This is a genomic window from Aureibaculum algae (assembly GCF_006065315.1).
Classification (GTDB): Bacteria; Bacteroidota; Bacteroidia; order Flavobacteriales; family Flavobacteriaceae; genus Aureibaculum; species Aureibaculum algae.
In genome coordinates this window covers 2,951,535-2,975,367 of record NZ_CP040749.1, presented here as the reverse complement: position 1 = coordinate 2,975,367, position 23,833 = coordinate 2,951,535, and the positions used below count along the sequence as shown (strand labels likewise).

The following is a 23,833-nucleotide window of genomic DNA, read 5'->3' as shown; positions in this document are numbered from 1 at the left end:
TTTTGCATCTTTCACAAACAATTGACGTCTTGTTATAAAAATAAGGACTTATGGCACACAACCATTCACATCATCATCACAATACAGAAAATATAAAAGTTGCTTTTTTCTTAAATTTATCATTTACTATCATAGAATTTATTGGCGGTATTTATACCAATAGTTTGGCTATAACTTCAGATGCGTTGCATGATTTAGGTGATAGTTTTAGTTTAGGCCTCTCTTGGTATTTTCAAAAATTATCTAATAAAAAGGCTACTAAAAAGTATTCTTATGGGTATAGAAGATTTTCCTTATTAGGGGCAATTATCAATTCAATAGTTTTGGTAGTCGGTTCCATTTTTATAATTAGAGAAGCTATATATGGAATAATAGATCCACAGCAAGCCGATGCCAATGGAATGATGTGGTTGGCTATTTTAGGAGTAATAGTCAATGGAGCGGCAGTATTTAAGTTGCAGCAAGGTAAATCGTTAAACGAACGCGTAGTGTCACTTCATTTGTTGGAAGATGTGTTGGGTTGGGTAGCTGTATTAATAGCGAGTATTGTAATGCAGTTTTGGGATGTGCCAATTCTTGATCCTATCTTATCTCTTTTAATAGCTCTCTTTATCCTTTTTAATGTTTATAAAAACGTAAAAGATGCATTACTCGTAATTTTACAAGGAACACCTAGAGATTTGTCATTAGAAGCTGTGCGTGAAAAATTAAAAATGTTACCAGAAATTACTGAAATTCACGATTGTCATATATGGAGTTTAGATGGTGAATATAACTTGTGTACGGTTCATCTTTCATTGAATAATGATTTACTGACCTTAGTAGAAACAACCGCTATAAAAAAGAAAGTAAGGAAATTGCTTCATGATGAATTTGATTTAGAGCACATCACGCTGGAATTTGATTCATCAATTGAGGATTGTGAATATAAAGACAAGTGTTAAAGCTCTCTGAAATGGTTTTAAAATCGTAAATTTGAAGAAAATAGACAATTATTTAATAAATAAAACGAAATACGATGAGTAGTAATCAATTACAATTACCCAAGGCAATTTTACCAATTATATTTTTAGTAATTATAGCAATTATTTTATTCTCAAAATCCTTTGTAACCATTGAAGCCGGTCAAGCCGGGGTTTTATGGAAACGCTTTGGGGGTGGGGTAGTAATAGATGAGCCCGCATTGGGAGAAGGGTTTCAGGTTATAGCCCCTTGGAACAAAGTTTATATTTATGAAGTAAGAAGACAAGAGTCCTTTGAAAAAATGAAAGTATTATCTTCAAATGGATTAGATATTCAATTAGATGCTTCAATATGGTATCAACCAAAATATGCAGAACTTGGAAAGTTACATCAAGATATTGGTGAAGATTATTTAAACAGGATATTGCTACCAACAATAAGGTCTGCTGCAAGAAGTGTTGTTGGACGTTATACTCCAGAACAATTGTATTCAAGTAAAAGGGACGCGATTCAAGCTGAAATTTTTGAAGAAAGTAAAAAAATAATAAATGACCAGCATATTTTATTGGATGAGATTTTGGTTAGAGATGTGACGTTACCTTCTACTATAAAAGAAGCTATTGAGCGTAAATTAAAACAAGAGCAAGAATCATTAGAATATGAATTCAGATTGGTAACGGCCGATAAAGAAGCTCAAAAACAGATTATTGAAGCTAAAGGTAAAGCAGAGGCTAATAAAATATTAAGTGCTTCTTTAACAGATAAAATATTGCAAGATAAAGGGATTGAGGCTACCTTAGAGTTAGCTAAATCACCAAATTCTAAGGTTGTTATTGTAGGAAGTAGTAAAGATGGTTTACCTCTTATATTAGGAAACAATTAAGTAAAAAAATTATAAACAGTAAACAAAAAAAAGGAGGTCAATTGACCTCCTTTTTTTTGTTTATATATGTTAGCCGAACATCGGTTATTAATTCTTCTCTTGATTATTAACCCTTACTTTTTCTTTAGAAACCGTTCCTTCTTTAATAGCTCTGTAATTCTCGTAGCATTCTAACACAGCTTCAATTATCTGTAAATCGCTTGCTTTTTTAGTGAAACTAGAAGAGTAATTACATTCTTTTAATAAATCGTCAAGCTCTTTCCTGCTCATGTCCATATAGTCCATAAGAATTTCTCTACTGAAGTTTCCCTCCATCATGTCGCGAGAGTTATCTTGCTCTTTTAGTTTTCTTAGTTTTTTAAGTTCTTTTGGTTTTTTACCAAACTTAGTATACCAAAAGTCAACAGGGTTGAACAAAGCTCCTCCAACACCAGTATATTCTTTACCTTGAGGTTTTCCTATTTCATAAGTTTGTGGCAAACCTTCAATGTGAATTCTAGAAAATTTATCCATAGGTACATTTTTTGCATCTATTTCTAATACACCTATTAAATTATGAGCCTTAACGGTTACTTCATCAATGTCTATTGTTTTTTCATGAATAGCAATTTCTAATTCATTTCCCCTAAGTAAATCATTAGTGATTTTTAATTTTATGGATTGGTAACCCAGATAGGAAATGTGTAAAGTGTCATTTGCATGAGCGGGAATTTCAAAATTACCGTTTGAATTTGTAATTGTACCTACTGCGGTGTTTAAATTAACAATATTGGCACTTTGTAAGGCCGTTTTGTCATTTACATCAATAATTCTACCTTTTAATATTTTAGCAGGGCTCTGTGTGTCTGAAACCTCTTTATCTTGAGCATTTAAAAAGCTAACAAACATAAAAAGAGAAAGTAAAGTGGGTAATAGTTTTTGCATAAGGCAATAATACTAATAATTAAATAAATTATTTTTAAAAGGATTACAAAAAAGGTACCATTTGTAATAAATTAACATTTTATTTTAATTGTTTATTAGATCTTGCTAAAGTTCAATTAAATTTAAACAGTAAAATAAAGGTAATTTAACTTCTTTAATATACAAAAAAAACTTTGTGCACATGACAGGAGTTGAACCTGCACGTCCAAATGGACATTAACCCCTCAAGCTAACGCGTCTACCAATTCCGCCACATGTGCCTAAACAAAAAAAAGTTAAGCTAAAATAGCTTAACTTTTTTGAAAATAAATGGTGACCGGGCTGGGGCTCGAACCCAGGACCCTCTCCTTAAAAGGGAGATGCTCTACCAACTGAGCTACCAGGTCATTGTAATTGCATATCTTTGTGATTGCGGTTGCAAATATAATATCTAATATTTATTCTGCAAGCTATTTTTAAAAAAAATTTACACGATATTTGTAACCTACATATTATAAGACAAATAAGTTTTTATGAAGTTAGTTTTTATTGGATATATGGCAAGTGGAAAGTCCTCAATTGGAAGAATTATTGCCAAAAAAGTGCAAATTCCCTTTATAGATTTGGATGATTTCATCGAAAAAAAGGAAAATTTGAGTATTGTTGAACTTTTTAAAACGAAAGGAGAGATCTATTTTCGTAAAAAAGAGACACAGTTTTTGGAAGAATTATTGAAAAATGAAGAATCTTTTGTGCTCGCTTTAGGAGGTGGAACACCTTGTTATGGAAAAAATATAGATTTAATTAATGAATTTTCAACTTCTGTTTATTTAAAATCATCGTTGCAAAACACCTATAACACATTATCAAAAGCTGAGAATAAAGAGAGTAGACCCTTAATTGCGACAATACCCAATGATAAACTAAAGGAGTTTATTGCAAAACATTTGTTTGAACGTACAACTTATTACGAACAAGCACAACATGCTATTTTAATTGATAATAAAGGTATGGACGAAATTGCTGAAGAGATATTGATTCGTTTAGATGATCCGGCTTTAAAAAAATAGTAAGGCATATCACTTATAGTAATAGAATAGCTTCCAAGAAGTATTAATCATCTGGTAAGTTTAAATTGCAAAAAGGGGACACTATATTAATCTAAATAAGCAATCATTTTATCGTCTTCAATTTCAACGGCTATATGTTCTTGTATCGATGTAGAAAGTGATAGCCCTTTGAAATCTGCCTTGATAGGATACTTTTTATGGTTTCTATTTACCAATACTGCAGTTTTAAATTGCTTTAACGGAACGTCTAGAAAGTGTTTAACGGCGTACATTAACGTAGTTCCTGAGTTTAAAACATCATCTACCAAGATCAATGATTTATTTTTATAATCACTTTCTGGAATTGAAGTTTCAACGCGGCTTAATGGTTTTTTCTTGTTAATAATCACTTCGCAAACAGTCGCTTTGATTGGTGAAATTTCTTCTAAAATTGTTTTTATTTTATTCGCTAAAACAAATCCGTTATTTGCAATTCCAGCAATAACAACTTCTTTTTGATTGGCATTAGATTCGTAAATCTGAAAAGCCATTCTTCTAATTTTATGTTGAATTTCCGTATTGTTAAGTATAATTGAACGCTCCATTAATTAAAGGTTTTATGAAAATCAAAGATAATGATTTGTATTTTTCTAAACATTGCTTTTGCAAATGTAACAATAGTTCATAAAGTATAACTTGATAATAAATCATTTAAAGTATTTTTTCACAGTTTTATTATATGGTAAAATAGTTTCTATATATTTGTATTATCAACTAAATGAGTTTTATGGAATACTTAGATTTTGAACAACCTATACAAGAATTAGAAGAGCAGTTATCTAAATGCTTGATTATAGGTAAGGAAAGTGATGTAGATGTTACAGAAACTTGTGAGCAAATAGAAAAAAAATTAGTAAAAACACGTACAGATATTTATAAAAATCTGACTGCTTGGCAGCGTGTCCAATTATCAAGACACCCTTCTAGACCCTATACATTAGACTTTATAAAAGCATTGACAAAAGGTACTTTTATGGAATTGCACGGTGATAGAAATGTAAAAGATGATAAAGCCATGATTGGTGGTTTAGGAAAGATTGGTGATCAATCGTATATGTTTATTGGTCAACAAAAAGGATTTAACACCAAAACACGGCAGTTTAGAAATTTCGGAATGGCAAACCCTGAAGGGTATCGTAAAGCATTACGATTGATGAAAATGGCTGAGAAGTTTGGTATTCCTGTAGTCACATTAATTGACACTCCTGGTGCTTATCCTGGTTTAGAAGCCGAAGAACGTGGACAAGGTGAAGCAATTGCCAGAAATATTTTTGAAATGACCATTTTAAAGACGCCTATTATATCAATTGTTATAGGTGAAGGTGCTTCTGGAGGTGCTGTTGGAATTGGAGTAGGAGATCGAGTGTATATGATGGAAAACACATGGTATACTGTGATTTCACCTGAATCTTGTTCGTCAATTTTATGGCGTAGTTGGGATCATAAAGAAGAAGCTGCAGAGTCTTTAAAGTTAACAGCTAAAGACATGAAAAAGCAAGGTCTTATTGATGGTATTATCAAAGAACCTTTCGGCGGAGCACATAGTAATAGAGCTGAAGCTTTTGCAATTGTAGAGAAGCAAATTGTTAAAACCTATGCTGAATTAAGCAAGCTTACCATTAAAAAATTAATTAAAGAACGCATGGATAAATACGATGGTATGGGAGTTTTTAATGCGTAATTTATGATTTTGTAAAACTTATTAAAAAGAGAACTTCTATTGTATTACGTGTAATAGGTGGCATTATCGCCTCGGCAAAAGCCAATAAGTTTCATTCCAAATTCTTTAGCAAAATCAACAGCTAATGAAGAGCTAGCTGATACTGATACTACTGTAGGTATATGTGCTATAAATGCCTTTGATATGATTTCGTAGGAGACCCTTCCGCTCACCATTAACAGCGAAGCTTCTTTTAATTTATTTTGATCTAACAAACTACCAATTACTTTGTCAACAGCATTGTGTCTGCCAATATCTTCATGCACAGCAATCATTTCATGTTTTTTATTAAAAATAGCAGCGGCATGTGAACCGCCTGTTTTGTCAAATACATCTTGATGCTTTTGCATTTGCAGAAGTAATTTTTCCAATTGATGTGGGGGTACAGAAACTTCATCTGTAAGTTTATTACCAGCAACTTTAATATCGTCAATTTTTTGTTTGCCGCAGATACCACATGATGATACTGAAAGTAAAGTACGTTTGTTTAAATAACCTTTTCCTAATTTTTCTTGCGATATAGTTGCATTTATAATGCAAAACCCGTTTTCTTGTGTGTCAATAATCTTTAAATCAATGTTTTCAGGTTTTTTATAGATATCTTCTGCATATAATAAACCTCTGATAAGTGCATTGTCATCACCAGGTGTTCTCATTACCACCGTATATGCTTCGTTATTTATATTTATTTGTAAAGCAGCTTCAACTACAAGTGTGTCTAATACTTTTTTTGCAGTTGCACCTTTAAATTTAAAGGTTTCGTAGTTAAATATAGGCATAATTGATCCTTTAAACTTTTTCAAAATCTACCGCTACCACTTTGTATTCAGGTGTCATCGTTTCTTTATCACCAACACTTCCTGTTATTATATTGATAAATACTTCTGGTTGATGAAAAGTAGTTCTTAAGATTCCTTTTTTTACATTTTTGGATATTTTAACCGGTATATTTACACTGCCTCTGTCAGAAAATATCCGAACGATATCTTCATCTGTAATGCCTTTTATTTTTGCATCTCTAGGGTTTACTTCTAGATAATCTTTAGATAAAATACTCTGGTTATCGGTTCTTCGAGTCATCGTACCTGAATTGTAATGTTCTAATTCCCTACCTGTGGTCAAAATAAAAGGATAATTAGCACCATGTTCGACAATTTCTGGTGATTCTACAAAATCGAAATGGTGAAATGTTCCTTTTCCTTTTTTAAACGCTCCATCAATGTGTAACATTTTAGTATCAGTACCATCTTCTTTGATGGGCCATTGTAATCCGTTTGTACCCAAACCTTCCCACGTCAATCCTTTCATAAAAGGAATAACATCAGCAATTTCTTCAATTATTTTGGCAGCATCATAAGTTAAGCCTGTGGGTTGGTCATAACCTAATTTATGCATCATGTCAATTATAATTTGGCCATCTGGCTTTGTATTACCTATAGGTTCAATAACCTTATTAACACGTTGTACACGTCTTTCTCCATTGGTAAATGTCCCATTTTTCTCAAAATAAGATGAAGCGGGTAAAACTACATCTGCCATTTCTGAAGTGGCGGTCATAAATAATTCTTGAACAACAATTAATTCTAAATTTTCAAATGCTTTTATACTATGATAAGAATTGGGGTCTGTCATAATTGTATCTTCACCCATAATATATAACGCTTTTATCTTCCCTTCAATAGCTGCATCTAGCATGTCAGGAATTTTTAAACCCTCTTTTTCAGGCATTTTAGCAATACCATATTTTTCTGCATAGTATTGTTGAATTTTAGGATCATTGACATCTAGATACCCAGCACCTTGATGCGGTTGTACGCCCATATCCGCTGCACCTTGTACGTTGTTTTGTCCACGTAAAGGATTTAAACCAACACCTTTTCTACCTACATTTCCTGTCATCATAGCTAAATTGGAAAGTAGCATTACGGTTTTACTACCTTGAAAATGTTCTGTAACTCCTAATCCGTGGAATTCCATGGCTCTATCTGCCTTAGCATAAGCAATAGCTGCAGCCTTAACCACATCCTTATCAACGCCTGTAAGCTCAGATAACTCATCCATATCTAAACCAATAACATGATTTTTAAAATCATTATACTTATCAGTGTATGTATCTATAAAATCTTGATTTACTAAATTTTCTGTAACAATATAATGAGCAATCATATTTAAAATAGCAACGTTGGTACCTGGTCTAACTTGAAGGAAATGCGTTGCTAAATCTGCTAATTTTGTTTTTACAGGATCGACGACAATCGAGGTAACCCCTTTCATAAATGCTTGTTTTATCTTAGCTCCCGTAACAGGATGTCCTTTGACAGGATTGGCACCAAATAAAAAGATAGCATCTGTATCTTTTAAGTCTTCAACAGAATTGGTGGCGGCACCAGTACCAAATGCCTGTTGCATACCGAAAGCGGTAGGTGCGTGGCAAACCCTTGCACAACCATCAATGTTATTAGTACCCAATGCTACTCTAATCATTTTTTGCATCAGGTAATTCTCTTCGTTAGTTGCTCTCGACGATGATATTCCACCAATAGCATCTACACCATATTTATTTTTTATTTCAATTAGTTTAGTAGCTATAAAATCATAAGCTTCATTCCAGGTAACAATTTCAAACTTGCCATTTTTCTTAATCATGGGCTCGCGTAAACGATCGGGATGATCGTAAAATTGAAATGCAAATCGACCTTTTAAACACGTGTGTCCTTCATTGACTTCTGCTGTTTCAGGGGCTTGAATACCTCTAATTTTTCCGTTAATCACAGAAACATCCAACTGACATCCAACACCACAATAGGTACAAGTAGTACGGACGGTTTTATCTGCAATAAGTGTTTTGGTTTCATATGTATCTGTTAAAGCTTCAGTGGGGCAAGTTTGTACACAAGCACCGCAAGAGACACAAGCGGATTCATCAAAAGTGGTGTCAAAACCTTTAATTATATTGGTTGCGAAACCACGTCCTGACATATTTAAAATCATTTCGCCTTGTATTTCCTCGCATGCACGTACACAACGATAACAGTTGATGCACTGAGATAAGTCGGACTTTATATACGGATGTGCCCGATCTGATTCAATATCTAGATGATTATCACCCTTTGGGTATCGGATATTTGGGATTCCTATTTGAGCAATGGTTTTTTGGAATTCAGTTGGAATTTTGTCATCTGGGGCAAATATTTTATCAGAAGGATAATCTGTCAAAACTAATTCAACAATATTTTTACGCAGGCGTTTCATTTTATCAGTATTGTGATAAATATAGTGGTCATTAGCAACTGGTGTATGGCAAGAAGCCATCGTTTTGGTAATACCATCTTTTTGTCTTGCTACTTCAACAGAGCATACCCGGCACGAGCCAAAATTTTCAAGCCTATCATCTTGACACATGGTAGGAATAGCATTTCTATCTTCAATCCTTCTTACAAAATCAAGTATGGTTTCTCCTTGAATTATGGGGTGGGCTATGTTGTTTATATATGCTTTCATAATTTGTTGTTCATGAGTTTTAACCGCGACGCCTTAAAAGACTGATAGAAGGTCGGTATTACAATTTATGCGAAATATTCTTTTAACTCTTTCTCAAAATACTGTAAGGCATTTTTAATAGGCAATGGAACGCCGCCGCCCAAAGCACATAAGGAGCCAATTTCTAAGGTTTCAATCAGGTCATCAAATAACTGCCTGTCTATTTTGTAATCTTCGTTTTGAGCTTTTTTAAGCATTTCGTAACCACGATGTGAACCAATTCTACACGGATAGCATTTACCACAAGATTCATCAGCAGTAAATTCCAGTAAATGTCCTATAAATTTTACCATTGGGAATTGCTCAGGAATAGAAACAACACTGGCATGACCGAGTAAAAAGCCCTGTGAGGTAAATGACTCAAAATCTAAGGATAAGTCCGCTATTTTATGAATTGGAATAATCCCTCCTAAAGGTCCGCCAATTTGAACAGCTTTTATATCAGATTTAAATCCGTGTCCATATTCATCAAAGACTGTTTTTAAAGGAGTTCCCATCTCAATTTCATACATGCCAGGACGATTAAAGAAACCATCTAAAGAAACTAGTTTTGTGCCTGTTGATTTTCCAATACCCATTTGTGAATAGGCGGTACCACCATTTTGTAAAATCCAATGAATATTAGCAAAAGTTTCTACATTGCTTAATACAGTTGGTTTACCATAGAGCCCATATTGTGCGGGATAGGGCGGACGCACCCTTACTTCAGGGCGTAAGCCTTCGATAGAACTCAATAATGCAGTTTCTTCACCACATACATAAGCACCTTGACCTCGTATGATCTTAAATCTAAAGTGATGAAGTAAGTTTAATTTTTCTAATTCTTTAATCGCTTTTTTTACCTTTCTTATTGAATCAGGATACTCACCACGGATGTAAAGTACCCCAGTATCAGCACCAACGGCTATGCCCGCCATCATCATACCAAATAAAACTTTATGTGGCTGATGTTCCATTAGATACATATCAGAATAAGCTCCAGGGTCTCCTTCATCAGCATTGCAAACAATATATTTTTGCTCCGATTCTTCCATGGAAACAGTATCTAATTTAAAGAAAAATGGAAAACCAGCCCCACCTCGTCCACGTAAGTGAGATGTTTTTAACTCATCAATTACTTTATCAGCATCGTTTTTGAAATCTTCTATTAAACTATAGAACTCAGTGATATTTTCAACTTTTGAAGTTAAAATAGGTGAGGAATTATAATCTATATGGTATTGGTTTTCTAATGATTGTTTATTCGTAATTATATCTTGCAACGCTTCAATGGAATTTTCAGAATACGTTTTATCATCATATAAAAATGCATTATTCTTATGACAATGTCCAAGACATGGTACGTGCCCTATTTTTTCTTCACTTACAATAGTCTTCAATTTTTTTGTTAAGCCGTCTTGTGTGCCAGCAACCATACATGCAGTTCCGTTACAGACGTGAATGGTTTTATTCTGGTTTTCAGGTTTTAAAAAATCATAAAAGGAAGCAGTACCTAAAACGACAGAGTCATCAACCATAAAACGTTCCGCTAATTGATGAAATTCTTCTTGATTAGCTGGTTTTTTAGCCAATGTCGATATATTTTCAAAAAGATTATCGTCTAATTCTTTTCGATAAGATAGTGATCTTATATTTTTATTTGCCATTTTCGTTTGAGGTTAACAGCACTAAAATACAAAATATTGGTTCATTAAAAAAGTGCGAACTTTAAACTTTATGAGTTATTAACACAATGAGATTCTCTTTATTATCTGTTGTGAAAAATAAATAGTGATTTCCGCCATCTTTTAATTTTGTTTTTTTTCGGATTTTCACCACCGTTTCTGGAAAGTTTCTTGTTGTAATATTTGCTCTTTTTTCCTTAAAAATATTCTTTAATTCTTTAAGGTTGTAGGGAATCTTATTGATGATTTTAAAGCGGCGTCCAGGGAATTTAATTAAATTTTTTGAAGTGTATAAGTGGCTGTTAATATTTAATTTAAATACGTTTAATTGACCTGATACTTCATTAAATAGCCCAGCCTTTAAAATGGGGGAATTAGGTTCGTATAAGTAAGTAAGCGGTTCAGAAAGTACAGCAGGGGGAGTGTTTTTTACCCAACTAGCATCAAAGAATTCAATAGTGCCTTTTTTACTATTTATAGTCTTTATTTTAATCTCATTTTTGAACCCTTTCTCCAGTATAAACAATACTTCTTTTACCTCATTTTGAATAGCAATGACGTGAATTTCCTTTACAAAATCTAATTCTGATAAGGCCGATGTTAGATCTAACATAGGCGATACTTTGATCATTATATTAGCACTATACTCAAAGAGGTTGTTTAGATGTTTCGGAACATTTGGCTCACAGTCTTCTAATAAAAATACTTTGCCTTTTACATTATGCCTGCGAGAAGGGTCAATATAAATCCAATCAAATTGTTGTTTGTTTTCCTTTAAATAAGTGATTCCATCTTTATTAATCAATTGGATGTTATCCTTGTTTAGTACTTTGTAATTATGGGTTACAATGGCAGAAAGTTCTTGATTTATTTCACAATGAACTACTTTTTTGAATCGATCTGAAAAAGCAAATACATCAACACCAAAACCACCTGTAAGGTCTATTATTGACTCCCCTTTTAAAAGGCTCGATTTATAAGTTGCTGTAATTTCAGATGAGGTTTGCTCAATATTTAATTTATTAGGGTAATAAATATTCTCTGTATTGAACCAAGTAGGTAGTTTATGTTGAGCTTTCTTTTTAACTTCAATTTGGGCAGCCAATTCTTGAATAGTGATAGTTTTAAACGGGCTTCCTTTAAAGATAAGTTTAGCTATATCAGCATTTAAATGTTGATTAATAAATGTTTGTGACTCGGTATTTAAGATAGCAGGATTCAAAAATAGAAGTTATTTTTTTCGATGGTTATAGTGCGGCAAGGAGTTATAAGTCCTTCGTTAATGATTTTACAATTTTATTATCAGATAAAAATTCTTTTAGAATTACCTTAATAGCAGTATAGCCTGGAACGGCAACAATCATACCCATAACACCAAACAATAGTCCTCCAATAATAATCACTAAAAATATCTCTAAAGGATGAGCCTTTGTGGCTTCTGAAAAGATCTTTGGTTGGCTAAAAAAGTTATCTACCATTTGAGCAACAAAATATCCAATCATTACATAAATGGTTGTAGGTAGAATTTCAGTTCTAAAATCTAATGTAACATCACTATTCATTGTTAAAATAGCCATTAAAACACCTGCAATTAATGGTCCAATGTAAGGTATAAGGTTTAAAAGAGCACATAGAAATGCAATTACAATAGCGTTTTCAATACCAAAGATCACTAATACGATAGTATACAGAATAAAAAGAATAAGTATTTGTAATAATAGGCCTAAAAAATAGCGAGATAGTAAATCTTTTATCTTTTCAATTGATTTTTGAAAACGACTTTCTTTGCCTTTAGGCACTAAAGTTAATAGTCCTTTATTTAGAATACGACTGTCTTTCATAAAAAAGAAAGTAATGAACAATACAGAAAATAAACCGACACTGATACTGCCCACAGTACTTACTACAGTATTTAGTAAATAAGGCACTGCTTTAAAGTTTTTAAAAATATCAGCACTTTTTAGTTGTTCAAAAATATTAATCCCTATTTCTGAAAAATAAGTATTTACTTGAACTAAAAGCTGTTCAATATTGGATTCTAAGGTGTCAATATTAAGTAAGGAGAGATTTTCACCTTGTTGATTAATAAGAGGGATAAACATAGAAATCAATCCGAAAATTAATCCCATAAATAATATCATTGTTACGACGACCGCCAGTGTATTTGGGAATTTTAATCTTTTTCTTAAAAAAATTATTACAGGTCTAGCTATTAACGATAAAACTGCAGCTATAATAATATATACAATAACAGATTGTATCATATATAAAAAATAGAGTAGAAGAGCAACGCCTAATATCACTGCGATTGCTCTTAAAATACCGTTGGCTATAATTTTTGAATTCATAGGGTAAAGATAGTTAATTAATGATATTAGAAATCAAAAAAAAACCTCAAAGCAATTTACTTTGAGGTTTTTGAATTTTAAATGTTTAAGTGCTTATATTTCTAATTCAGCAAATAATGTTCTTAAAGCTGGGTCAGATGGTCTTGGAGCATTGTTATCTACAATATTACCATCAGGTCCAATAAGAATAAATCTTGGAATACCCGTAATACCATAACCTTTAACAAATTCTGATTCCCACTCTTTATCAGCCATAATTTGTGTTCCGGTAAGGTTTTTATCAGCAACCATTTTTTTCCACTTCTCTTGATCTGCCATTTTATCTATGGACATACTAATAATGGCTAAATTTTTATTTTCGAAATCGCTATGCAATGTTTTTAAAGAAGGTATTTCTTGAATACAAGGTCCACACCAAGTTGCCCATACATCAACATACACATATTTACCTTTAAAATCTTCTAGAGCTACTAATTTACCGTTTGTATTAGGGTAGCTAAAAGTTGGCGAAGGTTTTCCTTTTGCAATTGGTGCAAAAATAACATGTTGAGCGTCATAGTTTGAACTTAAGTATTCCATAAAACGCTTATTACCTTCTGTTTCTTGAGCCGTAAAAGTAGAGTCTAAATCTGAAGCATTATTTAAAAGAGTTTCCATCTTCGTAGATAAAGCACTTACCTTTTTGTCGAATTGAGATTTATCTAATTCAAAAAAGCTTGAAGGGTTACTTAAACTGTATTCATCTTCCAACTTCATTTTAGAAGCCATATATTTATTAGTTCCAGCACCTTGTCCTGAAAATTCAGCTGTATTTAGAAGATCTTCAGAATCAAAGTTTAAATTTAGATTATCGCCATTTTTTAGGCTAATAATCGTACGGGCAGTACCGTGAACTAACATGAAAAAATCTTCGTTTACTTTTAAAGTGTCAGAAAAAGTACCATCATCACTCACTTTAATACTCTTATTGTAATTTCTACTGCTAATAGTAATTAAAGAGTCTTGTACATTGGTTACTTTTCCTGATAATTTGGCATAATCTTTAGATACCATTTCTTCTTTTTTACAAGAAATCATAACCATTAATACTACCAATACCGTTGCTATTTTGTTCATTTTATCTGTTTTTTTGCATTTAAGTCGCGAAAATACTATTTTCCATACAATTAAACCTTAAAATTTAGTTAAGACAATCAATTTTTAGTAATTAGAATAATCTAAATTAGTGTCGTTTATTTCTTTACTTTTGAGTAATCAATTATTAAAATGACAGAAACCCACAGCATAAGCAGTAAGTACTTAAGTTTATCAATAATCGATACGATTATAAATACTAATATGTTGTTAGTTTTATCAGATGATTCTGTGCAAAAAATTAACAAATGTAGATTGTATTTAGATGAAAAGTTAGCCAAAAATAAAAATCCTATCTACGGCATTAATACTGGATTTGGAGCCTTGTATAATGTGAAGATTTCTAAAAAAAACTTAACAATTCTTCAAGAGAATTTAGTAATGTCACATGCCTGTGGAACGGGTGATAAGGTGCCAGAATCTATCGTGAAATTAATGTTGTTTTTAAAAATTCAATCGTTAAGTTATGGCTATTCAGGTGTTCAATTGGCAACAGTAAATAGGTTGATTGATTTTTATAATAATGATATACTACCAGTAATTTACACACAGGGTTCTTTAGGAGCGTCTGGAGATTTGGCTCCATTGGCTCACATGGCTTTACCTTTAATAGGTAAGGGAGAGGTAACCTATAAGGGTAAAATATTTACGGGAGAAGAAATCTTACAAAAATTTGGATGGAATACTATAGAGTTACAATCAAAAGAAGGGTTGGCATTACTTAATGGTACGCAATTTATGAGTGCTTACGGAGTTTCAATCTTGCTCAAAAGTTATAAACTCTCTTATTTAGCAGACGTTATTGGAGCCCTATCGCTAGATGCTTTTGATGGTAGAATAGAACCTTTCAATACTTTAATTCATATCATAAGACCACATAATGGTCAATTAAAAACGGCAGAAAAAATAAAGGGATTTTTAGAAGACAGTGAAATTATAAATCAAAAGAAAAAACATGTTCAAGATCCGTATTCATTTCGATGTATGCCACAGGTTCATGGAGCTAGTAAAGACACCTTAAATTTTGTAAAAAAGACGATAGAGACAGAGATTAATTCAGTTACTGACAATCCTAATATTTTTGTAGCCTCAGATGCTATAATTTCGGGAGGTAATTTCCATGGGCAACCATTGGCACTGGGATTAGATTTTCTTGGTATTGCACTTTCAGAATTGGGGAATATTTCAGAACGTAGAACTTTTCAACTAGTATCTGGTTTACGTGGTTTGCCTGCATTTTTGGTGTCTAATCCCGGATTAAATTCAGGACTTATGATTCCGCAATATACCGCAGCGAGTATCGTAAGCCAGAACAAACAATTGGCAACACCAGCTTCGGTAGATTCAATAGTTTCTAGTAACGGGCAAGAAGACCATGTGAGTATGGGGGCAAATGCTGCCACAAAAACCAAAAGAATAGTAGACAATTTGGAAACGATATTGGCAATTGAATTATTAAATGCATCACAAGCTATGGAATTCAGAAGGCCCTTAAAAACTTCTGAATTTTTAGAATCGTTTTCAAGCATGTATCGCATGGATGTGCATTTTATAAAAGAAGATTGCGTGTTACACGACTTTATATCAAAAAGTATTGCTTTTATTGAGAATTTAAATGTGGACAGTAAAGAGTTATTCGGTTAGAGGACAAAAAAATATAGATTAACCTCGTTCAATCAAGTGTAATTGTTCTGACTAACTGTAAAGTATCTAAAGGTTAAAATACTAAACATCACACGGCTTGAAGTTTTCATGTAGTATAAAAATGTAGCCCACATATAAGTAGAGAATAGTAATTTTCTACAAATGTTATGTGGGCTACATTATTGTTATTAAATATATTCTCAGCTAAAATTAATAAATAGCTGCTGGTTTATCTTAATTTAAATCGAACCGATCTGCATTCATTACTTTTACCCATGCCTTAACGAAATCATTCACAAATTTTTCTTTGTTATCGTCTTGTGCATAAACTTCAGAATAGGAACGTAATATTGAATTAGAACCAAACACTAAATCCATTCGTGTGGCCGTCCATTTTACTGCACCTGTTTTACGATCACAAATATTATAAAGTCCTTTTTCTATAGGTTTCCAAGTGTTAGCCATGTCTGTTATATTTACAAAAAAGTCATTTGTTAATTTACCAACAGTATCTGTAAAAACGCCATGTTTTGTATTGCCATAATTTGTACCTAACATTCTCATACCACCAACAAGAACTGTCATTTCTGGTGCAGTTAGTCCCATTAGTTGTGTTCTATCTAGCATTAATTCTTCGGGACTTACAACATAGTCCTTTTTACTCCAATTACGGTAGCCGTCGGCTAAAGGTTCTAAGGGTTCAAAAGATGCAGCATCTGTCATTTCATCGGTAGCGTCTCCACGTCCTGGTGCAAATGAAACGGTAATATCAAAACCTGCGGCTTTAGCAGCTTTTTCAATACCAATATTACCCGCTAAAACAATGGTGTCAGCAATACTAATTCCAGATTCAGCAGCAATAGGTTCTAACACAGATAAAACATGAGCTAAACGCTTTGGTTCATTTCCTTCCCAATCTTTTTGAGGAGCTAAACGAATACGAGATCCATTGGCTCCACCGCGAATATCTGAACCACGGAAGGTACGTGCACTATCCCAAGCGGTAGCTACCATTTCTGAAATAGTTAAATTAGTTGAACTAATTTTTTTCTTTACAGCTGCTACATTATAATCAGCAGTTCCAGTAGGAATTGGATCTTGCCAAATTAAATCTTCTTTTGGCACATCAATACCAAAGTATCTTGCTTTTGGCCCCATATCTCTATGCGTTAATTTAAACCAAGCACGAGCAAAAGTATCTGAAAAATAGTGTTGATCGTTCATGAATTTTAATGAGATCTCTTTATAAATAGGATCTACTTTCATAGCCATGTCAGCATCAGTCATCATTGGATTATGACGAATACTTGAATCTTCAACATCTACAGGTCTGTCTTCGTCTTTAATGGATACAGGTTCCCATTGCCAAGCACCAGCAGGACTTTTAACTGACTCCCATTCATGATTAAATAACATTTCAAAAAAACCACCATCCCATTTCGTAGGGTGTGTAGTCCATGCTCCTTCCAGTCCACTCGTTACTGTATAACGACCTTTGCCTGATTTATTAGGGTTGTGCCAACCCAAACCTTGTTCTTCTACATTTGCGGCTTCTGGTTCTGGTCCCAAAATACTAGCATCGCCATTACCATGTGTTTTTCCTACTGTATGTCCGCCCGCAGTTAAAGCCACCGTTTCTTCATCATTCATAGCCATACGTTCAAACGTTTCACGTACTTGAGCCGCTGTTTTTAACGGGTCTGGTTTTCCGTTCACTCCTTCTGGGTTTACATAAATTAGCCCCATTTGTACTGCAGCTAAAGGGTTTTCCATAGTTGAAGGTTTATCAACATTGTCATAACGTTCGTCACTTGGTGCCAACCATTCTTTTTCTGCTCCCCAATACGTATCTGTTTCAGGATGCCAAATATCTTCTCGCCCAAAAGCAAAACCAAAAGTTTTTAAGCCCATATCTGCATAGGCAATAGTACCAGCCAAAACAATTAAATCAGCCCAACTTACTTTATTTCCATATTTTTTCTTGATTGGCCATAATAATCTTCTTGCTTTATCTAAACTAACATTGTCAGGCCAAGAATTTAAAGGTGCAAAACGCTGATTACCTGAGCCACCACCACCACGACCATCAGAAATACGGTACGATCCAGCGGAGTGCCAAGACAGCCGGATGAATAAACCTCCATAATGACCCCAGTCTGCTGGCCACCATTCTTGACTGTCAGTCATTAAAGCGTGCATATCTTTATATAACGCCTCTATATCTAATTTTTTTAATTCCTCGTGATAATTAAAATCATGACCTAATGGATTTGTTTTAGTATCATGTTGATGTAAAATGTCTAGATTAAGTGCATTAGGCCACCAATCCATGACTGATTCTTTTGCAGTTGTATTTCCTCCGTGCATTACTGGGCACTTGCTAGTTGTCGAAGAATTGTTAGTTTCAGAAAGAACAGCACCTCGCACTTGTCCGTGATTTACTGGGCATTTACTTTCATTATCTGATTTATTATTTTCCATATTAAAAGATATAAAGATTTAAATTTTTTTTCTGTACCAAAACTAGCCTAATTCTTAGTTGTAATTATCAATCATTAATTTCTATAACCTATTTAACTATAAGTATAACTTATAGAAACCTCAATATATATAGGCTACGAATATGCAAAACGCGTCAAGCAACTCATGTGAGCGTAACCAGTTTAGTTGATCTTTCTCATTTTACTAAATAGCGGATGCATTAACAGTTAAAAAAGAGATACCATAAAATCAATTACTGAAAAAATAGGAAGCATTGAAATGATTTATAACTCTTGTAAATAATAGTTAATTACTTAATCTATAAATAATTGCTAATTTTAGACGTTAATTCATAAGATGTTTAAATTTAAGGTTTTAGTGTCTTAAATTACGCTTTTTTATTGAATTTAACAAATTTCTAAAAGCATTAAATGGCAGGTAAAAGTTAGGATGATACTATAAATCAGCTATAGCTCCGTATTCGAGTTTATTTTTTAAAGACGAAGGAAATCAATCTAGGAAGCTCGTTTTCATTTTTTTTATCAAACCATTCTTTTATTTCCACTAATTTTAATCCGTTATTATTGGCATTCTCAATATAATCTGAAATGTGATGAATATATACTTCTAATTCCTGAGTCCCACTTTCAGTTTCATATCGTGCTTTACTCCCTGAGTACTGTTTAAAGGGATGCAATTCACTAATAAAAAACAATCCATTTTTCTTTAATTTCTTATTTGCTTCACTAAAGACATGGTCTAAGTCTTTTATATGTTCAAGTGTTAAACTACTGGTTATTAGATCTACACAGTTATTGTCAATATCCCAGTTTTCATTTAAATCGGCTTTTTTGAAAGTTACTTTTTTACTAGTTATTTTTTCTTTTGCTTTAGCCATCATCTCTTCCGAAAAATCAATTCCAACGATATGGTTGGCTTTTTTTAATAACCAATTTGTGTTTTTTCCTGTACCGCAACCTAGCTCTAAAACATTTTCAAATTCATAGTTGCTTAATGTTTCAATTGTAGCTGTTTGATCTAAATCACGTGTCCGATTTTTATTCGTATCATATTGATTGGCCCAACTATTATATGCTTTTTCTATACTCATGTTGTTATTTTAATATTTCTATACTTAAATTATGACAACAGGTTAAAATTCCTTGAAAGTCAGATGAGGATTGTAGTTTTTATAAACATCTCTATAAATATACCAAAATTAATAAATGGACTGAACGAATTGCTCTTAAGAGTTTAATTATGGCTAGGGATTTGTTAATGAAAAGTAGCTATATTAGAATCACGATTCTGTAAAATAAGATCGTTTAATTATAATAATAAAGGTATATTTATTAAAAGTCTGCTTTTTTCTGAAATATCATTTTTTGCTTAGTTATAGGATGTGAAAATTCTAAAGTATCTGCATGTAAATATAATCGATTAGATTTTTTTCCATATAAATCATCACCAACAATAGGAGTATTTAGTCCTAATGAATGAGAAGCATGTACCCGTAATTGATGAGTGCGTCCGGAAATAGGGTAGAAGTGTATTTTTGTTTTTCCATTTTTCCGTTCAATAACCTCCCAATTTGTTTCTGCTGGTTTCCCGTGTTCAAAACAGACCAATTGTCTTGGTCTGTCGTCTAAATCAACTCGAAGAGGTAATTTTATTGTTCCTTTATTATCATTTATAATTCCGTCTAACATCGCTGTATAACGTTTGTGTACTGTTTTGTTAATAAACTGACTTTGTAAATGCTTGTGTGCTTTTTTATTCTTTGCCAGTACTAATAAGCCAGAAGTAGACATATCTAATCGATGTACTATAATTGGTCCAGAAATATTTTTTACTTGTTGCTTAACTCGGCTATATACAGAATCTTTAATGTGGATTCCAGGTACCGATAAAAATTCAGCAGGCTTGTAAACAACAATTAACGCTTCGTCTTCAAATATTGTTTCGAGTTCTTTACCAATAGCAGGGTTTTTTAATAATGGATTTATGTCCATATCAATACCCGATAACATATGTGTTAAAATAGGTTTGCACTTTCCTTGACAAGCTGGATAAAATTGTTGGTGTTTTCTTATCTCTTTATTTGGTGATTGTCCCCACCAAAATTCAGCCATTGTAATAGGTTTTAAATTGTTTAAAAAAGCAAATTGTAATAATTTAGGTGCGGCACATTCTCCAGAGCCAGCTGGTAAATTTTCAACAGATGTATCCGCAAATAAATCGGATAAATTTTTGACTTCCTTTTTTGTATTTAAAAAGTGATACTGTTCAGATAAATACTGTTGCAATGCCATTGATTTGGCTTTACGTTGTTCTTTTAATTGAGCTATTTCATTAGTAAAAACTGAGAGTTTTTCTTTGATAGGACTTAAGGTATGTGCCCAATAGCGATTTACATTATTGAAAAAATATTTAGATTCTAAACTCTCTTTACTTAGTGTTTCTTCAAAAGTAGCATAAGCCTCTGATGATAATTCGGATTTTGCTTTTCTTCTTCGTAAGTCTCTATTTTTTTTAGCCGCCTTTAACGCCTCCTTTTTGTCTCTAATATCAATAGCCGCTATTTTATTTTCAGATTTATATTGAATTAGTAAATCTAAATATTTAGTATTATTTAATGAATTTTCTAAAGCTATATTGATGGTGTTTAAAGCCTTTTTTTCTTGCAGAAAATAAGAATCTTTAGTGAGCATGTCATAAACAGGTGGAACAAATTTCTTATGGCTATTTTTTTCTGCCAGCGTACCTGAAACTGCTGAGATATATCCTACTTCGTTTTGTTGATTTTGTACCACTAACACCCCAAACATTTTTCCTATTGCTAACCCTTTTTTAGAAGTACCCAATCCAAAATTATGTTGAAAATCTGTTTGTGTTTTTAAATAATTTTGCACTTCATTTGCCGCTAATTTGCATAATGGATGAGGTTCGTAATAAAATGGAAAGGTAAACTTACTTGGAAGTTCAAATTCGTTTATAGGAGTAGAGAAGTGTTGAAAATATTTTTGCACAATTGTTTGAGTAAAATTCTGAGCAAATATATTGTTTTGGAATTTCAATTCAAATGTAAAATCACAATAGCGTTTTAGTCCGATGAACTGATGTCAGTTTTGAAATGTTTTAGGATGGTTTCTATAGCTAAATTATTACATGTATTTCGGACTATAAATAAATGAGTACATTCTAAAAAAACGAAAGTAATTAGTTATCAGCCGAATACTATTTGTAAGTAGTTCTATGTTTGCAGAGCTGAAATAGAAAAAAATATATTTCGATAATTTTAAAAAGATTATTATGGTCTGTGGAGGAGCACCTTAACTGTTATTTTTATAATACAAATATTTTTAACACCTTAAAAGTAAGGTACTATTGACATGAAACTTAGGAAACAACTCTGAAATTAGTACCTTTGAATCCAGAAAGAAAATCCCAAAATTTTATTATTACCACAAATCAACATTACAAAAGTGTTTATGGTGAAGAGGTAACGGAAATAGGATAGACCCACTAAACACAAAATAGCATAAAACGATAATGATAACCGCAAAAACGACTTTAAACCTTTTAAAAACTCATTTTGGGTACAGCAGTTTCAGACCACAACAGGAAAGTATTATCAATGATATTTTATCTGGAAAGGATGTAATGACCATTATGCCCACTGGTGGTGGAAAATCGATTTGCTTTCAGTTACCTGCGTTAGCACTTTCTGGAACAACCATTGTAATATCTCCCTTAATTGCGTTGATGAAAGATCAAGTAGATTCTTTATTAGCAAACGGAATATCAGCTTCGTATTATAATAGTAGTCAAGAATCTTACATACAAAATGAGACACTTAAAAAGCTACAGGCTGGTGAGTTAAAATTATTATATGTAGCTCCTGAAAGTTTACAAAACTTAATACCTCATTTTGCTTCAATAAAAATTAGTCTTATTGCTGTCGATGAAGCTCATTGTATCTCTTCTTGGGGGCACGATTTTAGACCTGCCTATACGAAATTAGGACATTTAAAAAAGCAGTTTCCCAATACATCAATCGCCGCATTTACTGCAACGGCAGATAGTGCAACGCAACAAGATATTGTTACACAATTAAATATACCAGAAGCTGAAGTGCATTTATCTTCTTTCGATAGAAAAAATCTATATTTGGAAGTCCGTCCTGGTAATAATAGAATAGATCAAATTTTAAAATATTTAGATTCACGTCCTGATGAAAGTGGTATTATTTATTGTTTAAGTAGAAAAAGTACAGAAAAATTAGCATCTAAGCTAAATAGTAACGGATTTAAGGCGAAAGCCTATCACGCTGGTTTATCAGCTGACGAGCGTAGTCGTATTCAAGAGGATTTTATCAATGACAGAACGCCAATAATTGCAGCAACTATTGCATTTGGTATGGGCATTGATAAAAGTAATGTACGTTGGGTTATCCATTATAATTTGCCAAAAAATATTGAAGGATATTATCAAGAAATAGGTCGTGGTGGTAGAGATGGACTTCCAGCAGATAATTTGTTGTTCTATAGTTATGCTGATGTGGTAATGCTTAGGAAATTTGCGAAAGGCAGTTCTAATGAAGAATATCAAATTGCCAAACTTGAAAGAATGCAACAGTTTGCAGAAGCTTTAAGTTGCAGAAGAATTGCTCTTCTCAATTATTTTGGAGAACACTTTACTGAAAATTGTGAAAATTGTGATATTTGTACATCACCTCCTAATTATTTTGATGGGACTGTTTTAACTAAAAAAGTATGCTCTGCAGTATCTCGTTTAGATGAACAAGAAGCAACGGGAATGGTAATTGATGTATTACGTGGTGCTCAAAATGCACAAGTATTAGAAAAGGGGTATCAGAATATTAAAACTTACGGAACAGTCAAGGATACGTCGTGGGTTGATCTGCAGCAATATGTAATTCAGATGATTAATCAAGGTATATTAGAAATCCGTTTTCATGAAAATGGACGGTTGGTGTTGACACCTTTAGCAAACAAGGTTTTGTTTAAAGATAAAAAAGTGCAATTAGCTATTTTGCCAAAGCTAGAAGATAAAATAGAGGAGAAGGTGATTACATCAAAAGCTCCATCTAATTTATTTCAGAAACTACGAGAACTACGATTGGTTATTGCAAAGGAAGAAAAGGTTCCTGCATATATTATTTTTAGTGATGCAAGTTTAAAAGACATGGAAAAAAAGCTACCTAAATCAAAAGCAGATTTTAAACAAATTCAGGGGGCAGGAAAAGTAAAAACAGATAAATATGGGAGTCGGTTTATGGGAGTAATTTCAAGACATCAGGCTTAATAATAAAAATTTTCACAATCCAAAGTTTTAAAATTTTAGAGCTATTAAAATGATAATGTATAATTAATCATCTTGTTTAGGTTAAGGCACTTATCAAGCTTATTGTTAGTTGTTAA

At 32.7% G+C, this 23,833-nt stretch carries 17 protein-coding genes and 2 tRNA genes; 6 read left to right on the top strand and 13 right to left on the bottom strand.

The genetic code is table 11. From position 1 onward, the window contains the following. Positions 1–50: 50 nt before the first annotated feature. Together FF125_RS12440 and FF125_RS12435 are read left to right on the top strand one after the other, a co-directional pair. Positions 51–944: a cation diffusion facilitator family transporter gene (locus FF125_RS12440; RefSeq protein WP_138950069.1), complete on the top strand. Its 894-nt coding sequence runs from the start codon at positions 51–53 to the stop codon at positions 942–944. A gap of 74 nt (positions 945–1,018) precedes the next feature. Beyond that, positions 1,019–1,846 (top strand): prohibitin family protein, encoded by an 828-nt coding sequence (locus FF125_RS12435; protein WP_138950068.1) that lies wholly within the window; start codon positions 1,019–1,021, stop codon positions 1,844–1,846. An 87-nt stretch (positions 1,847–1,933) separates the two neighbouring features. Here FF125_RS12435 and FF125_RS12430 read toward each other — a convergent pair whose 3' ends face one another. The 3 genes from FF125_RS12430 to FF125_RS12420 form a co-directional block, all read right to left on the bottom strand. Next, entirely contained in the window at positions 1,934–2,770 is an 837-nt protein-coding gene (locus tag FF125_RS12430) for a carboxypeptidase-like regulatory domain-containing protein (RefSeq protein ID WP_138950067.1), read from the bottom strand. Positions 2,771–2,946: 176 nt separating this feature from the next. Further along, positions 2,947–3,030, bottom strand: a tRNA-Leu gene (locus tag FF125_RS12425). Between the two features lie 50 nt (positions 3,031–3,080). After that, positions 3,081–3,156, bottom strand: a tRNA-Lys gene (locus FF125_RS12420). A 126-nt stretch (positions 3,157–3,282) separates the two neighbouring features. Between FF125_RS12420 and FF125_RS12415 the strand changes: the two genes are divergently transcribed. Further along, positions 3,283–3,819, top strand: coding sequence for a shikimate kinase (locus FF125_RS12415; protein ID WP_138950066.1), 537 nt, complete (start codon positions 3,283–3,285; stop codon positions 3,817–3,819). Positions 3,820–3,905: 86 nt separating this feature from the next. Here the strand turns inward: FF125_RS12415 and FF125_RS12410 are convergent, their stop codons facing one another. Further along, the gene (locus FF125_RS12410) at positions 3,906–4,403 is read right to left on the bottom strand and encodes a phosphoribosyltransferase family protein (RefSeq protein ID WP_138950065.1); all 498 of its coding nucleotides are present in this window, start codon (positions 4,401–4,403) and stop codon (positions 3,906–3,908) included. Between the two features lie 182 nt (positions 4,404–4,585). Here FF125_RS12410 and FF125_RS12405 point away from each other — a divergent pair, with 182 nt between their 5' ends. Next, a complete protein-coding gene (locus tag FF125_RS12405; protein WP_138950064.1) occupies positions 4,586–5,539 on the top strand; it encodes an acetyl-CoA carboxylase carboxyltransferase subunit alpha in 954 nt (317 codons plus the stop codon). Positions 5,540–5,583: 44 nt separating this feature from the next. Here the strand turns inward: FF125_RS12405 and fdhD are convergent, their stop codons facing one another. The 6 genes from fdhD to FF125_RS12375 form a co-directional block, all read right to left on the bottom strand. Beyond that, the gene (gene fdhD, locus FF125_RS12400; RefSeq protein ID WP_138950063.1) at positions 5,584–6,357 is read right to left on the bottom strand and encodes a formate dehydrogenase accessory sulfurtransferase FdhD; all 774 of its coding nucleotides are present in this window, start codon (positions 6,355–6,357) and stop codon (positions 5,584–5,586) included. 10 nt (positions 6,358–6,367) lie between these two features. After that, entirely contained in the window at positions 6,368–9,079 is a 2,712-nt protein-coding gene (gene fdhF / locus FF125_RS12395) for a formate dehydrogenase subunit alpha (protein WP_138950062.1), read from the bottom strand. A 65-nt stretch (positions 9,080–9,144) separates the two neighbouring features. Beyond that, entirely contained in the window at positions 9,145–10,764 is a 1,620-nt protein-coding gene (locus FF125_RS12390; RefSeq protein WP_138950061.1) for an NADH-ubiquinone oxidoreductase-F iron-sulfur binding region domain-containing protein, read from the bottom strand. A 61-nt stretch (positions 10,765–10,825) separates the two neighbouring features. Continuing rightward, positions 10,826–12,004 (bottom strand): THUMP-like domain-containing protein, encoded by a 1,179-nt coding sequence (locus FF125_RS12385; protein ID WP_138950060.1) that lies wholly within the window; start codon positions 12,002–12,004, stop codon positions 10,826–10,828. A 43-nt stretch (positions 12,005–12,047) separates the two neighbouring features. Beyond that, entirely contained in the window at positions 12,048–13,130 is a 1,083-nt protein-coding gene (locus FF125_RS12380) for an AI-2E family transporter (RefSeq protein ID WP_138950059.1), read from the bottom strand. Between the two features lie 93 nt (positions 13,131–13,223). Beyond that, the gene (locus FF125_RS12375) at positions 13,224–14,246 is read right to left on the bottom strand and encodes a TlpA family protein disulfide reductase (RefSeq protein ID WP_138950058.1); all 1,023 of its coding nucleotides are present in this window, start codon (positions 14,244–14,246) and stop codon (positions 13,224–13,226) included. 150 nt (positions 14,247–14,396) lie between these two features. Here FF125_RS12375 and hutH point away from each other — a divergent pair, with 150 nt between their 5' ends. After that, positions 14,397–15,908, top strand: a complete 1,512-nt coding sequence (hutH, locus tag FF125_RS12370; RefSeq protein ID WP_138950057.1) for a histidine ammonia-lyase — start codon at positions 14,397–14,399, stop codon at positions 15,906–15,908. Between the two features lie 234 nt (positions 15,909–16,142). On the opposite strand, the gene katG is transcribed toward hutH, so the two are convergent. The 3 genes from katG to FF125_RS12355 all read right to left on the bottom strand — a co-directional run bounded on the left by katG (position 16,143) and on the right by FF125_RS12355 (position 21,418). Then, entirely contained in the window at positions 16,143–18,389 is a 2,247-nt protein-coding gene (katG, locus tag FF125_RS12365) for a catalase/peroxidase HPI (RefSeq protein WP_138950056.1), read from the bottom strand. 487 nt (positions 18,390–18,876) lie between these two features. Continuing rightward, positions 18,877–19,500: a class I SAM-dependent methyltransferase gene (locus FF125_RS12360; RefSeq protein WP_138950055.1), complete on the bottom strand. Its 624-nt coding sequence runs from the start codon at positions 19,498–19,500 to the stop codon at positions 18,877–18,879. Between the two features lie 241 nt (positions 19,501–19,741). Then, positions 19,742–21,418: an RluA family pseudouridine synthase gene (locus tag FF125_RS12355; RefSeq protein WP_250629575.1), complete on the bottom strand. Its 1,677-nt coding sequence runs from the start codon at positions 21,416–21,418 to the stop codon at positions 19,742–19,744. 523 nt (positions 21,419–21,941) lie between these two features. On the opposite strand from FF125_RS12355, the gene recQ reads away from it, so the two are divergent. Then, positions 21,942–23,717: a DNA helicase RecQ gene (gene recQ, locus FF125_RS12350; protein WP_138950054.1), complete on the top strand. Its 1,776-nt coding sequence runs from the start codon at positions 21,942–21,944 to the stop codon at positions 23,715–23,717. Positions 23,718–23,833 lie beyond the last annotated feature (116 nt).

Excerpts from the sequence above, each read along its gene's own strand:
- katG (WP_138950056.1), bottom strand. The coding sequence starts at position 18,389 with ATGGAAAATAATAAATCAGATAATGAAAGTAAATGCCCAGTAAATCAC.
- fdhF (WP_138950062.1), bottom strand. The coding sequence starts at position 9,079 with ATGAAAGCATATATAAACAACATAGCCCACCCCATAATTCAAGGAGAA.
- FF125_RS12390 (WP_138950061.1), bottom strand. The coding sequence starts at position 10,764 with ATGGCAAATAAAAATATAAGATCACTATCTTATCGAAAAGAATTAGAC.
- FF125_RS12360 (WP_138950055.1), bottom strand. The coding sequence starts at position 19,500 with ATGAGTATAGAAAAAGCATATAATAGTTGGGCCAATCAATATGATACG.
- FF125_RS12440 (WP_138950069.1), top strand. The coding sequence starts at position 51 with ATGGCACACAACCATTCACATCATCATCACAATACAGAAAATATAAAA.
- FF125_RS12430 (WP_138950067.1), bottom strand. The coding sequence starts at position 2,770 with ATGCAAAAACTATTACCCACTTTACTTTCTCTTTTTATGTTTGTTAGC.
- FF125_RS12410 (WP_138950065.1), bottom strand. The coding sequence starts at position 4,403 with ATGGAGCGTTCAATTATACTTAACAATACGGAAATTCAACATAAAATT.
- fdhD (WP_138950063.1), bottom strand. The coding sequence starts at position 6,357 with ATGCCTATATTTAACTACGAAACCTTTAAATTTAAAGGTGCAACTGCA.
- FF125_RS12375 (WP_138950058.1), bottom strand. The coding sequence starts at position 14,246 with ATGAACAAAATAGCAACGGTATTGGTAGTATTAATGGTTATGATTTCT.
- hutH (WP_138950057.1), top strand. The coding sequence starts at position 14,397 with ATGACAGAAACCCACAGCATAAGCAGTAAGTACTTAAGTTTATCAATA.
- FF125_RS12435 (WP_138950068.1), top strand. The coding sequence starts at position 1,019 with ATGAGTAGTAATCAATTACAATTACCCAAGGCAATTTTACCAATTATA.
- FF125_RS12405 (WP_138950064.1), top strand. The coding sequence starts at position 4,586 with ATGGAATACTTAGATTTTGAACAACCTATACAAGAATTAGAAGAGCAG.
- FF125_RS12415 (WP_138950066.1), top strand. The coding sequence starts at position 3,283 with ATGAAGTTAGTTTTTATTGGATATATGGCAAGTGGAAAGTCCTCAATT.
- FF125_RS12380 (WP_138950059.1), bottom strand. The coding sequence starts at position 13,130 with ATGAATTCAAAAATTATAGCCAACGGTATTTTAAGAGCAATCGCAGTG.
- recQ (WP_138950054.1), top strand. The coding sequence starts at position 21,942 with ATGATAACCGCAAAAACGACTTTAAACCTTTTAAAAACTCATTTTGGG.